Source organism: Thioclava dalianensis, from assembly GCF_000715505.1.
Taxonomy (GTDB): Bacteria; Pseudomonadota; Alphaproteobacteria; order Rhodobacterales; family Rhodobacteraceae; genus Thioclava; species Thioclava dalianensis.
This window is the reverse complement of the sequence record NZ_JHEH01000022.1, coordinates 12,225-29,838: the sequence shown is the minus strand read 5'-3', so window position 1 is coordinate 29,838 and position 17,614 is coordinate 12,225. Positions and strand designations below refer to the sequence as shown.

Sequence of the window (17,614 nt, the reverse complement as noted above, 5' to 3'; positions counted from 1 at the left end):
ATCTTCAAGAGGGAACGACCATGAAACAGATGCTTGCCATCCTGGCCGCGACCACCGCCCTTGCCGGTGCGGCTTCGGCCGAGGAGCTCAAGGAATTCAACATCGGCATCCTTGGCGGCGAGAACGCCCAGGATCGCCTGGCCAATAACGCCTGTCTGCAGCAGCATGTCGAGGACGCACTGGGCGTTCCGGTCAAGCTCTACGCACCGGCAGACTATGACGGCGTTCTCCAGGGCCTGATGGGCGGCACGATCGACCTCGCCATCCTCGGCGCTTCCGGTTACGCCAAGATCGCGCTCGACGATCCGGGTGCCGTGACCCCGATCCTGACCACCGCGAACCCCGACGGCTCCTACGTCTATTACTCGGTCGGTTTCACGCGCAAGGACAGCGGCATCACCTCGCTGAGCGACATGCAGGGCAAGTCCTTCGGCTTCGGCGACCCGAATTCGACCTCGGGCTACCTGATCCCCTCGGTGGAGATCCCGAAGGCGACCGGTCACTCGATGGAGTCGGGCGACTACTTCGGCGAGGTGAAGTTCACCGGCGGCCACGAGCAGACCATCATCGCGGTCTATAATGGCGACATCGACGCCGGTGTGACCTGGGCCGACGGCCAGGGCGCGTGGGCAGACGGCTTCAACAACGGCGCACTGCGCAAGGCCGTGGATGCCGGGCTCGTGGACATGAACAACCTCGTCGAGATCTGGCGCTCGAAGCCGATCCCGAACGGCCCTTTCGTGATCCGCAATACGGTCCCCGCGGACGCCAAGGCGAAGGTCACGAAACTGCTCGAGGATCTCAAGCAGACCGACGCCGAGTGCCAGTATAACGTGGCGGGCGGCGACTCCGCGGGCTTCGTCCCGATTTCGCCTGACTACTACGACACCATCATCGAGGTGCGTAAGAAGAAGATCGAGCAGGGCTCGTAATCTTCGGTCTTCGAACCACGCGGGCCGGGGGCACATTCCCGGCCCGTTTCACGACCTGACGCCTCGCGGGAGGGCCAATGAGCGCCACCGATATCCAGATGACCGAGAACTATCTCGCCCAGACACGGCGCAAGCGGCTCTATGGCGGGCTGATCCTCGTGATCTTCGTGGCGCTGATGGCCTCGGGGTTCACGGTCGCGGATGATCGCAACGCGGGCGGCTTCTTCGAAGGCTTCCACCGCATTCTCGATTTTCCCAAAGAGATCCTCGCGGAGGCGCTGACCAAGTGGCGCAACCTGCCCGCGCGGCTCTGGGCGGCGGTGCCCGCACTGATCGAGACGCTCAACGTCGCGGCCGTCTCCACCGTGGTTGGCGGGATTGGCGCGATGGTCCTCGCAGTGCTCTCCACGCGCGGGCTCGCTCCCTGGCCGCGACTGATCCCGGTGTTCCGCCGGATGATGGATGTGATGCGCGCGCTGCCCGAGATCGTGACCGCGCTCGTGCTGATCTACCTGCTGGGCGGCGGCCCGGTGGCGGGGATGCTCGCGATCACGCTGCACAGCTTCGGCGCGCTGGGCAAGCTGTTCTCCGAGGTGGCAGAGAATTCCGACCTCAAGCCCGTGGAGGGGCTGCAATCGGTGGGCGCGGGCTGGTTTCAGCGGATCTGGCTGGGGGTTATCCCGCAGGTTGCTCCGAACTGGTCCTCCTATGCGCTCTTACGCTTTGAGATCAACATCCGTGCCTCGGCGATCCTCGGCTTCGTCGGCGCGGGCGGGATCGGCTACGACCTCAAGACCGCGCTGCAATGGGGCACGGGACGCTACGACTCGGTCGTCGCGATCTTTGCGCTTCTCTTCGCCACGATCGTCGTGGTGGACACAATTTCCGACCGGGCCCGCGCGCGGCTGGTGCGCGGCGGCAAGCTCGACGAGGGGCGAATATGAGCCTGAGCACGACCGATCTTCAGGGCGCGACCGGTGCGAAGCCCGATCTTGCGGCGCGCACCCACGCACTCGTGACGAATTTCCGCTGGCGCAAGCGGCGCGCGCTCGCCGTGCCGCTCGTGCTGCTGGCCTACGGTATCTACATCGTCTTCGCCTTCGACCTCGCGACCGTGTTGGGCCATGCCAAGCCCGATCATGCCCGTGTGCTGCTGCGCGACTTCTGGTCCTACAAGACGCAGGTGGCCTACGAGGCGCGCAGCGACGAGACCGTGGTGGCGATCGAGGGCGAGCGGCGCGGGACCTACCCCGCGGATGCGCCGCCCGAATGGGTGCATCGCGGCACCGGCCAGCACACCGAGATCGACCTGCCCGGCGGCGCGCATGTCTCATATCTCGCCGACCGCGTCGCGAAGCTCGCGATCCCGGATTTCGGCCTCGTGACGGTCTCGGTGGAGGGGCGTGACGTGAAGCTCGACCTGCCACCGGGGCGCGCGATGCCCGAATGGATTTCGGTCTCGAACACCCGCGTCTCGGTGGATCAGGGCGACTGGCGCTTCTCGATGACGCGCAACCGCACCGAGACCTTCCGCTACTTTCCCGGCTGGGAACTGTTCTTCTTCACCCTCGATAGCCCGTTCCATGGCAAGAGCCCCGGCCAGCTCGCCGCACTCGCGCTCTGGAAGGACCGGGTGAACCCGGACATGCCCAACATCCAGGCGATGGCGAGCGATTTCTGGCACAACAACATGTGGCACCACTCGGCGGTGGCCTGGGCGATGCTCGAGACCGTCCTGATGGCTTTCCTCGGCACGATGGGCGCAGGGATGATCGCGCTGCCGCTGGCATTCCTGGCGGCCACCAATTTCACACCGCTCAACGCGATCCGCCTGAGCCTGCGCCGCTTTTTCGATTTCCTGCGCGGGGTGGACGGGCTGATCTGGACGGTAATCCTGAGCCGCGCCTTCGGGCCGGGGCCGCTGACGGGCTCGCTCGCGATCCTGATGACCGACACCGGCACCTTCGGCAAGATGTTCTCGGAGGCGCTGGAGAATATCGACGGCAAGCAGGTCGAGGGCGTCAATTCGACCGGGGCCAACGGATTGCAACGCGCGCGCTTCGGGGTGATCCCGCAGCTCGCCCCGGTGATCCTGTCGCAGCTACTGTATTATCTCGAATCCAATACCCGCTCGGCCACGGTGATCGGCGCGCTGGTGGGCGGCGGGATCGGCCTGCTGCTGACGCAGGCGATCATCACCCAGAAGGATTGGGAAGAGGTCTGCTACTACGTGATCCTGATCGTCCTGACGGTGATGGCGATGGACACGATCTCGGGCTGGTTGCGCCGTCGCTTCATCAAGGGCTGAGCGCATGCGTCTGCTGATTACCGGCGTCAATCGGGGGCTCGGTCGCGCTATGGCCGAGGAAGCCGTCCTGCGCGGTTGGGATGTGCAGGGAACGCTGCGACGGGGTGGGGCGCCAGAGGGCGTCGTGCTCCATACGCTCGACATGGCGAATTTCGACGCCTTCGCAGGGGTTGCGACACAGAGCGGTCCGCTCGATTGCTTGATCCTCAATGCGGGCATCATCGGGCCCGCGACGCAAAGCCCTTTGGATATGGATTTCGACGGCTTTGCCGAGACGATGCGGATCAATACGCTCGCCCCGCTGGCGCTTGCACAGGCTCTGCTGCCCAATTTGCGCGCGGGGAAGGGCGGGCGCATTCTCGCGATATCTTCGCAGATGGCCTGGATGGGGTATCGCAAGCCCGACCGGATCGCCTATCGCGCCTCGAAAGCGGCGCTCAACAAGGTGATGCAGGGGCTTGCCACCGAGCTTGAACCCGAAGGGATTCCCGTTGCGCTGATCGACCCCGGCTGGGTGCGCACCGATATGGGCGGGCCAGAGGCCGATCGCGACCCCGAAGATGTCGCCTGCGAAATCCTCGACACGGCCGCCGGGCTGCAACTGGCGCAGACCGGCGCTTTCCTGCAGTCCGACGGACGCCCCCGTCCTTTCTGAGAGGCGACCATGCCCAAGCTTGATCCCGATACGCCCCATATTCCCGCCGATTGCGAGGTGAGCAATTCGACCTTCGGGCGCTATTGCGAGCTGGGGCGTGGCAGCCGCGTGTTGAATTCCGATTTCGGCGATTACGCCTATTGCGACCGCTATGCCGATATTACGAACACGAGTGTCGGGAAATTCGCAAATATCGCGGCGTTCACCCGGATCGGGCCGACCGATCATCCGTGGCGCAACGCGGCGCAGCATCACTTCCTTTACAGATCTCACTATTATTGGGCGGATGAGGCCGACTGGGACGAATTCTTCGTTCAACGCGCGTCGCGCCGAACGGCACTGGGGCCGGATTGCTGGATCGGGCATGGTGCGATCATCAAGCCCGAAGTCACGATCGGGGCAGGGGCCGTGGTCGCATCGGGCGCGGTGGTGACGAAGGATGTGGCGCCGTTCACGATCGTCGCCGGGGTCGCGGCCGAACCGCTGCGAATGCGCTTTCCCGATGAGGTCGCGCAGGACCTGCTCGACCTCGCCTGGTGGGATTGGGAGCATGAGCGCCTGCACGCGGCGCTGGCTGATTTCCGTGCGCTCCCGGCTGCGGAATTTGTCGCAAAATACAAGGCCTAGGTATTTAGTCCCGGCATTTGGTGGATCGGATCAATGATGAATCTGTCTGGCTCTGACGTCCAGATTTTGCAGATGTATTCGTAAGGCGTGAGCCCATTGATCGTCTTGAGCCGGCGGGCGAAGTTGTAGGCTGCCATGAAGTCCGCGAGGTGTGTGCGCAGCCGATCGTGGCTGTCGTAGTGGTATCGCTTGACTGTGGCTTCTTTGATCGTGCGATTCATCCTCTCGACCTGACCGTTGGTCCAAGGATGGTTCGGTTTGGTCAGGCGGTGCTCGATCCCATTTGCCTCGCAGATCATATCGAAGCGCATCTGGCGCGAATACGCTGTGTTCCTGTTCCGGGGTTGCTCGGCGAACTGGATGCCATTGTCGGTCAGGATCGTGTGGATGCGGTAGGGAACCCTCTTGAGCAGGTGCTCAAGAAATTCCTAGGCTGTCTTGCGATCGGCCTTTTCGACAAGTTGGGTGACCGCGAACTTGCTGGTTCGATCAATGGCCACAAAGAGATGGAGCTTCCCCTCAACCGTCTGAACTTCCGCGATGTCGATATGGAAAAAGCCGATTGGGTAGCGTTTGAACTTCTGCCGCTTTGGTTTGTCCGCCGCCCGGCAGGGTATTGCGCAGCAATGTCCCGATAGGGGCCCTCGATATCCGGCAAGCGCGAGATCCCATGCCGCTGCAGGCAACGATGAAGCGCTGACCGGGTTAGGCGCGGGATTGTTGGCTGCAAGGCATAGAGGCAATCATCCAGCGGCAACAGCGTATGCCGCCGGAAGGCGGCGATCATTGCTTCCTCCGCTTCCGTAAGAACGGTCGAACGCGGCTCCTTTGGCCCGGGCTTCAAGTCTTCGACAGTCGCGCGCTTGCGCCACTTCGCGACGGTTTTGGGGTTGATGCCCAGCTCCTTGCTCAGCTGCGCGAGCGAAGCTTGCGACCGCTGTACTGCAGCTCTGACGGCGTGCGCCCCTCTCGGTGAATGCGCGCATTCACCTGTCGGTCAACGGGATCGTGGCGCTGCCATGACGAACTTGTCCCATAATGCTTCCTTCCAGTCCTGAGAAAGGATCACACCATCAAACCCTGGGATCAAACAGCTAGCTGCGGATGTGACCAATGTTGAAGGCCAACGACAAAGCAGTCATTTGCGCCAAATATTCCTGTTTTTGAGCTTTCCTTGCATTCAAAAGGCAACCAAGGAAACGAACGCCTCTGCGCTTTTGGGAACAATTTTATCGTCCGCCTGCGCGCGCAATAAGGGCGCGCAGTTGATTTCCTCTGCTTCGTGGTGCGTCTCCCAAGCGGAGATTTCTTGCCGATGCCGAGTTCGACCTGCATGGAGGAGCATCGCAACCCCTCTGACGTTACACAAAAAATCGGCGTCGAGACCGGGATGTGCTTGGTGAAGAAAAGGCAAGTTCGGCTTCGCGGACGGGGCTGAGGCGTGGTACGATAACGCAACCGTGATGAATTGGGCGTGCCTTCATGTCTCAGATTTCTATCAATGAGTTTCGACCCGGATCCGAACTTCCGCAGATCTTTTCCAAAGTCCGCGATTTCAAGTTTTTTGGCCCGGTGCAGAGACTGCGTCACAGGCGCCTGCCTCCCGGGCCGCGTGGGTTCACGGTCGTCGCGGTGAACTCCACCGGGCACGAAGGCACGTTCATCGAGCCGGACCGCACCGTCCTCACGATCGTCGGCGGAGGACATAGCGAAGTTTCGGTGGCCGGAGCTCGCTATGCTCTCAAACCCGGCGATATGTTTCGCATCGGAAAAGCTGAGTGGCACAGCCGCCTCATGCCTGGGTCCGACGGGGGAGCCTATGAGAGTTACTCCGTCATAGCGCCAGCGGGTCGATCCATGGGCGAGCCGGGCGAGCCGCCCGGCAAACACGTTCCGAATTATAACAAATGCCTGCAACTCCGGCAGCTTCTCGAGTTATCGTTCGAAATCCACGACGTGGCAGATTTCGTCTTCGATACGAAAATCGCGCTGATCGAAGCCTTGATCGACGAGATGTTCATGGAATCCATGTCGCCCGCGGCCCCGGATCGACTGACTCCGGGAGATCAGAGCGTGCAGCGAGTTCTCGCGACGGCGCGGGACTTCATCGCAGAATCTTACTCGAGTGCCCTCACCGTGCAGGAGGTCGCGGATGCGGCCGGGGTCGATCTCAGGACCTTGCAGCGGGCGTTCTCCTCCTGGCTGGGACAATCGCCTCGGCAGTATATCGCGGATTTGCGGCTGAGCGCGCTGCGCGCACGTCTCATGACGGCGGAAGAGGCGACCACCGTGACCTCTGCGGCACTCGCGTGCGGTCTATTCCACTTCGGGCGCACGGGCCACGCGTACAAGCAGCGTTTCGGGGAGTTGCCATCGAAAACGCTGCGCCGCGCCCGTGCGCCAATCCGGGGCGGACGCTGATCGTCATGCGCGGGCGCCGTGCGCACCCAGCATCAATATGGCAGTGGATGCATCGTTCCGTCGGGCATCATCACCGGGAGGCGAAGATCTTCGACGCAAGACGTATCAAGCTTGCCCGTCGGATCCTCGATGAAGGCGGCGGTGATGTCCTTGGCACATTGGCTGAACTGGATGGTGCCGTGGCCGGATTCGGGCACCATGACCACCTGCGCGTTGCTGTAGTTCTGCACCGCAAGCGCGCCCCATATCCCGGCGGTCTGCGTGTCGAGCTCCCCGTTCATCGACAGCACGGGCCGGTCCGATGACCCGATGGTCGTCCAGTCCTTGCGTGGGTGCTCGTCGAACAGGGCACAGGGTTCGACGAAGGGAGTGGACAGCCAGTCGACCATGATGTCTTGCATCACCGGGCCCCAGGAGCCATCTTCGATCATCAGCGCGCGGAACTTCTCAGGCGAGTTCCAGCCGTCCACGAAATCCTCCTGGCAGGCGTAAAGCAGCAGTTGAAGCATGCCTTCCACGTCCTTGACCGTTGCCTGATTATCGATGCGGATCAAGTCGAAGACACGGGTCAGGTCGTCGGGGCCAAGCTGACGCGCGAGGGCTGCTATGGTCGCGCCGGTTTCACTATCGAAATGGGTCTTCGCCAAGGCAATCAGCGGATCGACCGAAGGCTTCACGAATCTTAGGTCGAGGTAGTCGCGCCCGGCGGCCAGCCGCTCGTCGGGATCATCGAGGGCGCGGATGGCGTCGGCCAGACGGTCGTCGAATATCTCGGCCAGATCGGTGCCGCGGGCTTCGGCATCAAGGTCTGCTTCGAGCGCCTGCGCGGCATTTTCCACAGTGCTCTCCGCGATCCGCATGTGATCGGCGGCAGCCAACATCGCATCAACCAACACCATTTCGGAGGCGCTCAAGCCTGCCGCCTGCGCGGCGGCGCGCGCGGCATCGGCATCGGCGCTGGCCGGTTTCGGCGGCAGTTCCCCAGAGGTGATCTCGTCGTAGATCGTGGTCTCGCCCTTTTCGAGTTGGGTGACCATCAGCGGGAGATAGGGCGAAAGCGCAGCGTAATGGCCCTTCATGTCCACACGTCCGTCGATGGTGAAGAACAGCTCCTCCAGACCGACCTTGCCGTTCGGACCCTCCACCGGTTCGGCGCCCAGCTTGTCGATGAGCGCGAAGGTGCGCGGGATGATGTCGGGATATGCCGCGTTGCAGACAGGATCGCGCTCGCAAGGCTCCAGGGTCTTGCGGATCGGCGTGGAATGCGACTGCCAGAACATTGAATAAAGCGGCAGCCACGGCGGGGCGTTGCCATCGATGACCGCCGCACGGATGCCGGGAGGATTCTGGCGCAAAATCTCCATCGTCAGCTTGGTTCCGTAGGAAATCCCGTAGATGTTGTAGTGGTCGTAGCCCAAAGCCGACATCACGGCCGGGACATCCATCGCGTTCTGCTCGGTGTTGATGAGGGAATAGTCGATGCCCTTGGCCTCGAGTTCCTTAAGGCAGCCCTTGATGAAATCCAGCCCGAGAGACGGGATGGCGGCGCCACCAATCGCATCAACCACGGGGCCAAGCTGTTCTCCGAGGGTCGAATAGCAATCCATATCGGGCGCGCTCGCATCCACGCCGCGTTCGTCGATCGCGATGATGTCGCGCCGCTCCCGCAGGTGCTCAAAGTAGCTGACGGTTTTTGCCACCCGGCTGACGGTGCCGCTTCCGGGACCGCCGTGGAGGTAGATCACCGGGTCGGGCTGCGGTGACAGTGAGCGCGCCTTGTAAAGATTGAAGGCGATGTCGATCGTCTTTCCTTCGGGTTTGCGATGGTCGAACGGCACTTGGATCTTGCCACAAATCACCGTCTTGCCCTCGATTTCGGTCGGAGCGACCGGACGCGTGCATGCGGTGATCGTCACGGGAAAGGAGGGATCGAAACCGCCGTTCTTCAGTTGGGAAAAAGCGTTAGGGTCGGGCTCGGCCGTCAGCGCAGCGATGAGAGCAATGATCTGATCAGGCGACATTTCGCATCCTTCCTCTGGGTCTATTGCGTCGATGCCGGCACATAGAATTGCGGTTTCAGCCCTTCGATGCAGGCGGCGTTCACCTCGGTATTGGGGTCTTCCAGAAACCCTTCCGCCACGTCCTTCGCGCATTGCGAGAACTGGATGACGGCATGGCCAGCCTCGGGGAAGAGCACGGCTTGACCCTTTGTGAGGGAGCGCACGACCTTTGCGGCGGCATCAGGGTTGGTCTGTGTGTCCTTTGTTCCCGACATCGCAAGCACAGGGATGTCGCTGCTGACGGGGGCGTGGAAGCCCGCGCGTGGATGCTTCTCGAAGAGGTCGCAAAAACCATAGAGCGGCAGGGTCGTCTTGCGCACACCCGTATCGATGGAGGGAAAGCGATACCCGGCCGCTACATCGTTGTAGCCCTCGCGAGAATTGAATGGGAAATCCTCCTGGCAGGCGATGATACCCAAGGTGAAGATCATCCGAGATTTCGAGGTGATGTTGGCCGAGTCCGTTCGGGCGCGCTGGTAGAAGGCGGCGACGTCTTCCTGCGTCATTGCCGTTACGAGCCCAAGTAACCGTGTTTTTTCGACCTCGGGCACATATCGGTCGATGAGGGTTTCGATCGCCTCCCGGTCAGGATCTTGTCCGACAAGCTGAACGTAGTCGTGCAGAAAGGCCAGCAACACATCCGCTTCCATCGTGGTCGCGACTGCGGAAAGCTGTTCATCCAGAAGCGCTTCGGTGTTAAGAGCGCCTGAGGCTGCGAGGTCGTCGGACAGGGTCGAGAGCAGCTTGCCCACCGCAGCCTGCGTGCTACGCATCTGCTCGGCCTGCATCAACGCCACCTCGGCAATCGTCTTGTCGATTTCACCCATGGCAGCGCCGTATCTGGCAAGGATCGCCTCCGGGGAGCCGTCGGGGTTGAAGCCCCCCTTGAGGAGCTTCTCGAGCGTCGCTGTTTTGCCCTCCGCCAATTCGGTGAAAACCTGCGGCAGATAAGCCGTGAACGGCATCGCCCGCGTGTTACTGGCATCCATCAGATCCAACATCAGGCTCTGATCGATCTCTTCCCCTGCGAGCGTCAGCTTCGGTTCTTGCGCCAAGCGGGCTCCGGCCGCGTGGATGGTCTCCTCCAGATCCGGATAGGCTGCCGCACAGGCTTCATTCGCCATGCAGTAGTCCACGACCCAGCCAAGCGCCTGATCCACTGGCACGCCGTTCGTATCATAGGCCGGATTGTCCACTCGGCTGATGCTGTCGATTACGAGGCTTCGCAAGCCTTCGGGAGCGCTGCGCAAAAGCTCCTGGCCCAGCTTGGTGCCGTAGGAGATGCCGAAGGCGTTGTAGTCGGGATAGCCAAGAGCATCCATGATGGCGCGCACGTCGCGCGCGCTTTGCGTCGTATTGTAGAGCGACAGATCAACGCCAGTCGCGACCGTCTCCGAAAGGCATTTCGCCAATGGCTGGTCGGCGTCGAACATCGTCTCCTCGTCGGCTTGTGCGAATTGCATGAAATCTTCGGAAAACTCGTTATAGCAGGCAATGGTCTGATCCGAGATCCCCGAGCCGCGCTGGTCGAACAGAACGATGTCGCGCCTGTCGCGAAGGAAATCGAACAGCGCGGCGTTCGTCGGAATCGTCTGCACCGTATATCCTCCCGGACCGCCATGCAGATAGATCACCGGGTCCGGCGCGGGGGCGGTGGAGTGGGATTTGAGCACCGCGAAGGCAAGTGGGATCGTCGCCCCGTCAGGTGCGTCGTGATCCTCCGGCACGGTGACGCGACCGCAGATCACCGTCTGCCCCTCGACTTCCAGCGGCCCAAGCGGTCGGGGACAGGCCTCGATCGCGACCGGATAACCTGTGTCATAGCCGCCGGCTTTCAGCGTCTCAAAAGCAGGATTTGCCGTGGTGCTCATGAGGGTGATCACCGTGGCGACGATCTGATCAGGAGACATCAATAAGACCTTTCTTCAAAACCGAACCACATACCCTCAAGACCCGTCCCCCGGCACCTTTTGAGATCGGCGCCGGAAAGGCTTTGTCAGACAAGATGATTTCGAACCCGCCGGACGCCTGCGCCGAGCTTAGAATAGCACATAACCACCGGTTCCATTCGTCAGGGTCATGGTCAGGGTGTTCCCATTGCCACTCCGATTACGAACGAGGACTGCGGTGCCGTGCGCCCCATCGGTGCAATGGAGCGAGGCCGTTTCGCTCCGCACCGTGCCCGGTGCGTGTTTGAAGAGCCCGGTGCAGGTCATGCCGTCGCCGGAGATTGTCACCGCGTAGGCACCTTCTTTGTGGCCGAAGATCCGGCCATTCAGCGCGCCTCCGCCATAGATAGTGCCATTCCCTGAGACATTGACGTTTGCAGCCGGAGCACTTCCACCCGAATGATCGGCATGATTGCCTTGTTCGCGCATGTGACGCGCAACGGCATCGTCGGCGCGACTGCGTTGCGCGCGGGAACACGAGCCGCCCGCCGTGATGACCCGACCGGCTGGATTATAAAGCACGGTGCAACCGCTTGGAAACCGCAGCTCGATCTCTCCGCTGCTGCGCTCGTATAGCTCCGGCACGCCGACCTGCCGCGTCCCACCGCTACCCGAACCCGGCGCACCAGTCTCGCGCAGAAACCGCCCGGACACCCAACCCGAGCTGTGCCCGTCCGGTGTCTCGACGTGACACCAGCGTGCGGATCCCGCGCCCCGGCACCCAAGGTTGCGAAAGACGGCACCATTGGGCGCGATGGCCACAATTTGGTTCGCAGTGCCGGGGCCGGAGCGGATATTCAAATGGTCGTTGGCGGCGACCCCTGTTACCTGCCAATAATCCGGGCCGCCATCGGCCCGAGCGGACAGACCAAAGAGGCCTGTGCATGCGAGCGCGAAGCTGATGAAGAGCAACAAGCGTTTCATTTCGGTTCCCCTTTTGCCATGCAAGGCCGGGCGGGCGAGACCCCGCCAGGTCTGATATCAGAATACCAAGGTGCCACTGCCAATCCCGAGACCGCCAAAGGTCACGCGATCAGGCGTGCCGTCGTCGGAATAGACCATCGTCGCGTTACCACTTCCGTCTCCGGTGCAGGTGACCGGCGACAGCTCTCTTCCACGTGGCCTCGGGTCGTCGAAAACGGCTGAGCACGCATTGCCTTGCGCCGAGAAGGTCAGCGCATAGCCGCCGTCGCTGCGCGGGATGATCGTCCCGCTCGAGGTGCCACCGGAACTGTTTATTGCGGTGGTGCTCTGCGTGCCTTCGATGCAGCCCGACAACAAGACGAGCAAAGGCAGCGCGATCGTGTAGTATCTCATGGTCTCATACTCCCTGTCAGATAGCTTTTGAGCTGCCGCGGCGGATCGAGGCGACAGCAGTTCAAGTCAGCGGGACGCCCGCAACCCTTCAGCCAGAGATCCGGCAGTCAGTCTCTTTTCCATAGGCATCTTGAATACGCGGGGTCCCATCGTCGAGAACGATCCCGCCCGCTCCGCGCAGGTAATAGGTTCCGGGTGTATCCGCAGAAAGCTGCGCGCCGATCTCGACGTGGTCGCCTTCTTCGACCCGAATTCCGGGAAGCTCGGTTGCGAATTCGTCCACGGTCAGGGCACGCGCGCCGTCGCCACAGATCAGCTCGACCGTCGACTTCGGCGCCTCGAGAGTGAATTCGGCTACGAGTTCTGCCTCACGCCGCAGATACGCGGTCTCGACACAGGCGCGCAGATCGGGCTCTTTCCAGCACTCGTCACGCCCCGAAATCCAGCCTCTCTGCATCGCGCGAAGCGTCTTGGTGGTTTTCTCGGCTCCGGTATCGAGACCTTCCGCCACTTTCACCGCCGCCGCGAAGCGTTCCGCGAGCCGACGATCGAGCGCTGCGAGTTCGGGGTCGTCGCAGATCAGCTTTTCCGCTGAACTTTCAGCCTTGGTGCAGTCGAACGTGGGACCGTCCTGCGCCAGCACTGCTGCGGGAGACATCGCCAGAAGAGCGATCAGAGTGAGGTTTCCGAGGGTCATTATGCACTCCTCTCAAGGTTCGACCTGTCAGCCCGCCGCATCCGGACCGCCGATCATTGTCATGGTGAAAATCGCCCAGTCGTTCAGGATATGGACGCCGGTAGAGACCCAGATGTTTCGTGTAATGATGAAAGGCAGCAAGAGGACGAGGCGGATCGGGACCAGTCCGACCAAGGCTTGTGGCACGTTCCACTGGTAGGTCGGTAGGTGGACGAGCGCGAAAATGACGGCCGCCCCGAGCGCCGCAAGAGCGAGCGCGGTCTTTCTTGCCAACGCTCCATTGAGCAGCGTCAAAAAGGCGAGGAACGGCAGGATCGTAAGAATTTCCTCGCCCAGCAATTGGATCGCCGTCGCGCCGAAATAAATCGCGCGATCCGCTCCTGAGGCACCGGCCACACGCTCAACGGCCGGGTTTGCCAAGCCTTGAAACATACCGACGATCAGCAGGCCCACGATGATCGTCACGATCCAGTTCAGCACGAGAAACCCGATGATGAGCAGGAAATCGCGGCGGCGCAGTGGACGAAAGAGCGCAGAGGGTGCCTGCCAACCTCCGACCAGTCCCAATGTCACAAGTGGGATCAGCACGAAAAGCAACGAGGGAATGAAGGTCGCCACGCCCGTGTTGAACATCTGTTGCGCCTGAATGAGAGCCGTGAAAGCCAGCGCAACAGACGCGAGAACAATCAACCAACGTCCTGTGCCGAGAAAGATTGGCACTCCGCGGTAAAACGGTAAATCGCAATCCGAGCGCTCGAAAAAGAAGAGCCCGTCGCGGTTGGAAACCTCTCTCAGATTGGCAACGTTCTGCGGCATCTTGTTACCTCACACGGCTCTGCGACCATGTCCGCACTGCACGGATCTGACTGGAAAAAAATTCGCCGTGTCAGCACAATAGACGCATCTAAGAATATGCGGAACCCCAGCCTCTCGCTATCCGTTTCGCGCCACCACCCTATCCGGTTTGCGGCAAGCCCGGTGCCGTCGAGCTCACTGTTCCCCGGATTGGCTTGGCCACCTCCTGGCGGTATCGTTCGAGTCTCTTGGCGCTCCTGGATTGACCGATATGGCGAACAGAATCTTGGGATATATGGCTGCTATGTGCTGGTTCGCCCTGGCGGCGTTTACCGTCTATGGTGTTTTTTCGCGCGCGCAGGTTCGCTTGGAATAAACATGGCGATGTCCACCATATTCATAGCGATCGGTCTGTACCTGATCTGGCGTCTGATGACCTGCTCCCCGGACCTCTACCGCCTTTCGCGACCTCGAAGTGATCGACGCTGAGGACGGGAGACGAACCTTTGCGCGGCGATTGATCCCACGACCTGACGGCTCGATCGGAAGGTCGACCGCTGGGGACACTCGCGGATCGAGAGTGACTCCATTTCGCTGTCTGGAAGCTCATTTCTGCCTTGGGATTTATCAGATTGTTTACCCTCTTACGCCACTTTGTTCCAACGCAGAGGCAGGGCAGGGCGATCATGGCACATAAATTTCAAGCGGTAGGTTCAGACACGGATAATCTGCGTGTTCTGGTGGAGGCCTTTCCGAAAGATGCCAGAGGCACCCGTTGGGACCCGGTGCTTGCGGCGATCCAAGAGCACATGATCTACAGCGAGACGGATGCGAGGGGCCGGATCACACATATCAACCCTGCCTTCTGCGCGCTGAGCGGCTATTCCAAGGAGGAGCTGATCGGCTCTTTTCATAACATTGTAAGTTCTGGCACCCACGACTCAGATTTCTGGAAGAGGTTTTGGAAAACCATCCGGAGCGGCAAGGCCTGGCACGGTGAGATTTGCAATCGTGCAAAAGACGGATCCATCTATTGGGTCGATAGTGTCATCCTACCGTTGCGCGGCCTTGACGGGAAAATCGAACGCTTCGTCTCAATTCGTCACGACGTCTCCGACCAAAAACGCGGAGAGCGTGCTTTGTCTCGTATGGGGCGCGTGGTGGAACATTCGGCCAATGAGGTGTTTGTCTTTGATGCGCAGAGCCTGCATTTCATGTTGGTGAACCGTGGAGCACGCGACAACCTTGGTTATGAAGCTGACGAGTTATCGTGCCTGACCCCGGTGGATATCAAACCCGAATTTGATGAACCGACCTTCCGGAAGATGGTCGCACCCTTGATTGACGGCACGGAGGATATGCTGTCGTTTCAAACCGTGCACCAACGCAAGGATGGCAGCCGATATCCGTGCGATATTGCGCTTCACTACGCGCGCAATGAAAACCCGCCGATCTTTCTCGCATTCGTGCAGGACATTACGCAACGTCGAGACAACGAAGAAAAGATGCGCCATCTGGCCCTTTTTGACCCGCTGACCGAGTTGGCCAACCGCGCACATTTGCAGAACTACTTGGCGAAAGCCCTTTTGGAGCCCAACAACCGGCTGCACCTGTATTATCTCGACCTCGACCGGTTCAAACAGATCAACGATACTTTCGGGCATGCCACCGGTGACGAGGTACTCAAAGTGACGTCCCACCGTCTTAGGGCGGCCATGCCGGACGCGCGTCTTATTGCCCGGCTTGGAGGGGATGAATTCGTCGTGCTCCATGATGCAGTCGATCCAGATGCGGTCGCCATTCACATCAGGAGTATGCTGACCACGCTAAGCCGTCCCATCGTGATAGACGGTCATCGCCATCGGATCGAGGCCAGCATCGGGATGGCGCGCTACCCAGAAGATTGCACCTCCACGCGGGACTTGCTGCAGGCCGCCGATATCGCAATGTATGATGCCAAAATACGCAAAATCGGCTTTTCGGCCTATGACGCGGATATGAAGAAGCGCATCAAGGCGCGGCAAAGGATGTCCGAGCGTCTGGCACTGGCCCTAGATGAGGGTAGCCTTCGACTGGCTTTCCAACCTTTCGTCGATCTTAACTCCGGTCGCTTGGTTGGCGTTGAGGCGCTGCTGCGATGGACTGATGCCGAACTTGGCAAGGTGTCCCCGGCGGACGTCGTTTCGATCGCGCAGGAATACCGCATGCTTCGTGCTCTGGGCCGGTGGGTTGTGGGGGCAGCTTGCAGAGCGATCAAGGCATGGGAAGAGGGGGGCTATACCGTTCCGTGTCCGGTTTCCATCAATGTGGCAGCGGAACAACTCGAAGACGGCTCGATCGTCCGAGATATCATCGACATGTGCGAATACCACGGCGTCCGCCCGGATCAGATCGAAATCGAACTGACGGAAAACGTCATGTTGAAGGCACCGGAGGCGGCGCAACAGGTGGTCTCACAGCTACAGGAGATGGGCGTGAAGCTGGTCGTCGACGACTTTGGCACGGGCTATTCCTCGCTCGCCCTTTTGATGCAGTTTTCGGTCGACAAGATTAAGATCGATAATTTCTTCGTTGCCGACCTCTCGACGGACAGCAAGACGTTGAAGATCGTAGAGGCCACCATCGCCTTGGCCAAGGGGCTGGGGTGCAAGGTGGTCGCAGAAGGGATCGAAAATGAGAGGCAGGCCGATATCTTACAGGGCTTAGGATGCGGCGCGGGGCAGGGCTTCTTTTTCGACCGGCCCTTGCCCGAGAAGGTCTTTTCGGCCCGATGGCTGCAGCCTTCGGCGCAGACAGAAATCAACTTCAGATCGAACTCGCCCCTGTGCGAGTCTTTGATCCCGTACCGCTGATTGAGGCCTCTTGCGATATTGGCCCGCGCGACATCGCGCGCGGGACGGAGTGGATAGGGTCAAACCGGCGACATTTGAAATCATTGCGCTCGATCACGCTTATAAGGGGTGGATATCGGGATGACATCGAATCCGGGCCACATCCGCAGCTAGGCTCATAGCCAATAGATGACGGTAGCTGCGAGCGCGATTGCGGAGAGGAAGACCTTGGGGCACCTGTCGTCTCGGGTCGCGACGCGTCGCCAGTCCTTCAGCCTACCGAAGATGATCTCGCATCGCTGCCCGGCAGGCATCACGGCACGCGAGGTGCCGAGAGGGGCGGTTGCGGCGTTTGTAGCGATGCTTATCGTATTTGACAGTTGTTTGTCGCTGCTTTCGGCCCGGGATGCAGGCGCGTATCCCCTTGTCTTTCAACGCTTCCCGGATCCAGTCCGCGTCGGAGCCGCGGTCGCTCAGCAGCCAGCCGTCCTTTGGCAAGCCACCCAACAATACCCGTGCTCCGATGTCGTCGCTGACCTGACCGGCGGTGACGAAGAAGCTGAGTGGGCGCCCTTGGCTGTCGCAGATGGCCTACAGCTTCGTTTTCACGCCGCCTTTGGCTCGCCCCCCTCTCGGCCCATTGCTGCGCAATGCCCTGCCGGGCAATGGATCAGACGACCACGCCCCCCTTTTTTGGCGGCCATGCTGGTCGCCGTTCGACGTGCCTTCAGATAGGTCGCGTCGATCATGGCCGTCTTCTTCTCACCCTGCTCGGCGGCCAAGCCAAACATGATACGTCCAAATACGCCATATTCGCTCCATCGCGTCCAGCGAGTGTACAGGGGCTTGGGCGGACCTTATCCGCAGGTGCATCTCGCCACCGCAACTCATAGCGATTGATGAAGGTAATCCCGCTCAGAACAGGGCGGTCATCTACGCGCGGCTTACCGTCGGACGTCGGGAAATAGGGCTCCAGACGCGCCATCTGCGCGTCGGTCAGCCAGTAGAGATCGCTCACGTCA

General features: G+C 60.9%; 13 protein-coding genes and 2 pseudogenes. 7 read left to right on the top strand and 8 right to left on the bottom strand.

What is annotated here, in order from left to right:
• Positions 1-20 precede the first annotated feature (20 nt).
• The 5 genes from phnD to DL1_RS14950 all read left to right on the top strand — a co-directional run bounded on the left by phnD (position 21) and on the right by DL1_RS14950 (position 4,522).
• Positions 21-932, top strand: coding sequence for a phosphonate ABC transporter substrate-binding protein (gene phnD, locus DL1_RS14970; protein ID WP_038067903.1), 912 nt, complete (start codon positions 21-23; stop codon positions 930-932).
• Positions 933-1,009: 77 nt separating this feature from the next.
• Positions 1,010-1,876 (top strand): phosphonate ABC transporter, permease protein PhnE, encoded by an 867-nt coding sequence (gene phnE, locus DL1_RS14965; protein WP_038067902.1) that lies wholly within the window; start codon positions 1,010-1,012, stop codon positions 1,874-1,876.
• Complete coding sequence (phnE, locus tag DL1_RS14960) at positions 1,873-3,240, top strand: phosphonate ABC transporter, permease protein PhnE (RefSeq protein ID WP_081856358.1); 1,368 nt, start codon at positions 1,873-1,875, stop codon at positions 3,238-3,240. The genes phnE (DL1_RS14965) and phnE (DL1_RS14960) overlap by 4 nt, the downstream gene beginning before the upstream one ends.
• Positions 3,241-3,244: 4 nt before the next feature.
• Entirely contained in the window at positions 3,245-3,895 is a 651-nt protein-coding gene (locus tag DL1_RS14955) for an SDR family NAD(P)-dependent oxidoreductase (RefSeq protein ID WP_038067900.1), read from the top strand.
• 9 nt (positions 3,896-3,904) lie between these two features.
• Entirely contained in the window at positions 3,905-4,522 is a 618-nt protein-coding gene (locus tag DL1_RS14950; RefSeq protein WP_038067898.1) for an LbetaH domain-containing protein, read from the top strand.
• On the opposite strand, the pseudogene DL1_RS21270 reads toward DL1_RS14950, so the two are convergent.
• Positions 4,519-5,513 (bottom strand): annotated as a pseudogene (locus DL1_RS21270) (IS481 family transposase); the annotation flags it as partial. The gene DL1_RS14950 and the pseudogene DL1_RS21270 sit on opposite strands and share 4 nt — an antisense overlap.
• Positions 5,514-6,004: 491 nt before the next feature.
• Between DL1_RS21270 and DL1_RS20960 the strand changes: the two are divergent.
• Complete coding sequence (locus tag DL1_RS20960) at positions 6,005-6,943, top strand: helix-turn-helix domain-containing protein (protein WP_051693592.1); 939 nt, start codon at positions 6,005-6,007, stop codon at positions 6,941-6,943.
• Positions 6,944-6,975: 32 nt separating this feature from the next.
• On the opposite strand, the gene DL1_RS14930 is transcribed toward DL1_RS20960, so the two are convergent.
• The 6 genes from DL1_RS14930 to DL1_RS14905 all read right to left on the bottom strand — a co-directional run bounded on the left by DL1_RS14930 (position 6,976) and on the right by DL1_RS14905 (position 13,782).
• Positions 6,976-8,964, bottom strand: coding sequence for an alpha/beta fold hydrolase (locus DL1_RS14930; RefSeq protein WP_038067894.1), 1,989 nt, complete (start codon positions 8,962-8,964; stop codon positions 6,976-6,978).
• 20 nt (positions 8,965-8,984) lie between these two features.
• Entirely contained in the window at positions 8,985-10,913 is a 1,929-nt protein-coding gene (locus tag DL1_RS14925) for an alpha/beta fold hydrolase (protein ID WP_038067892.1), read from the bottom strand.
• 129 nt (positions 10,914-11,042) lie between these two features.
• Entirely contained in the window at positions 11,043-11,876 is an 834-nt protein-coding gene (locus DL1_RS14920; protein WP_038067890.1) for an SH3 domain-containing protein, read from the bottom strand.
• A 57-nt stretch (positions 11,877-11,933) separates the two neighbouring features.
• Positions 11,934-12,269: a hypothetical protein gene (locus DL1_RS14915; protein ID WP_038067888.1), complete on the bottom strand. Its 336-nt coding sequence runs from the start codon at positions 12,267-12,269 to the stop codon at positions 11,934-11,936.
• An 88-nt stretch (positions 12,270-12,357) separates the two neighbouring features.
• A complete protein-coding gene (locus tag DL1_RS14910; protein ID WP_038067886.1) occupies positions 12,358-12,966 on the bottom strand; it encodes a lysozyme inhibitor LprI family protein in 609 nt (202 codons plus the stop codon).
• A 27-nt stretch (positions 12,967-12,993) separates the two neighbouring features.
• A complete protein-coding gene (locus tag DL1_RS14905) occupies positions 12,994-13,782 on the bottom strand; it encodes a CPBP family glutamic-type intramembrane protease (protein WP_038067885.1) in 789 nt (262 codons plus the stop codon).
• A 665-nt stretch (positions 13,783-14,447) separates the two neighbouring features.
• On the opposite strand from DL1_RS14905, the gene DL1_RS14900 reads away from it, so the two are divergent.
• The gene (locus DL1_RS14900) at positions 14,448-16,613 is read left to right on the top strand and encodes a sensor domain-containing protein (protein WP_038067884.1); all 2,166 of its coding nucleotides are present in this window, start codon (positions 14,448-14,450) and stop codon (positions 16,611-16,613) included.
• Positions 16,614-16,768: 155 nt separating this feature from the next.
• On the opposite strand, the pseudogene DL1_RS21265 reads toward DL1_RS14900, so the two are convergent.
• Positions 16,769-17,610: pseudogene (locus DL1_RS21265) on the bottom strand (IS5 family transposase).
• Positions 17,611-17,614: the final 4 nt, after the last annotated feature.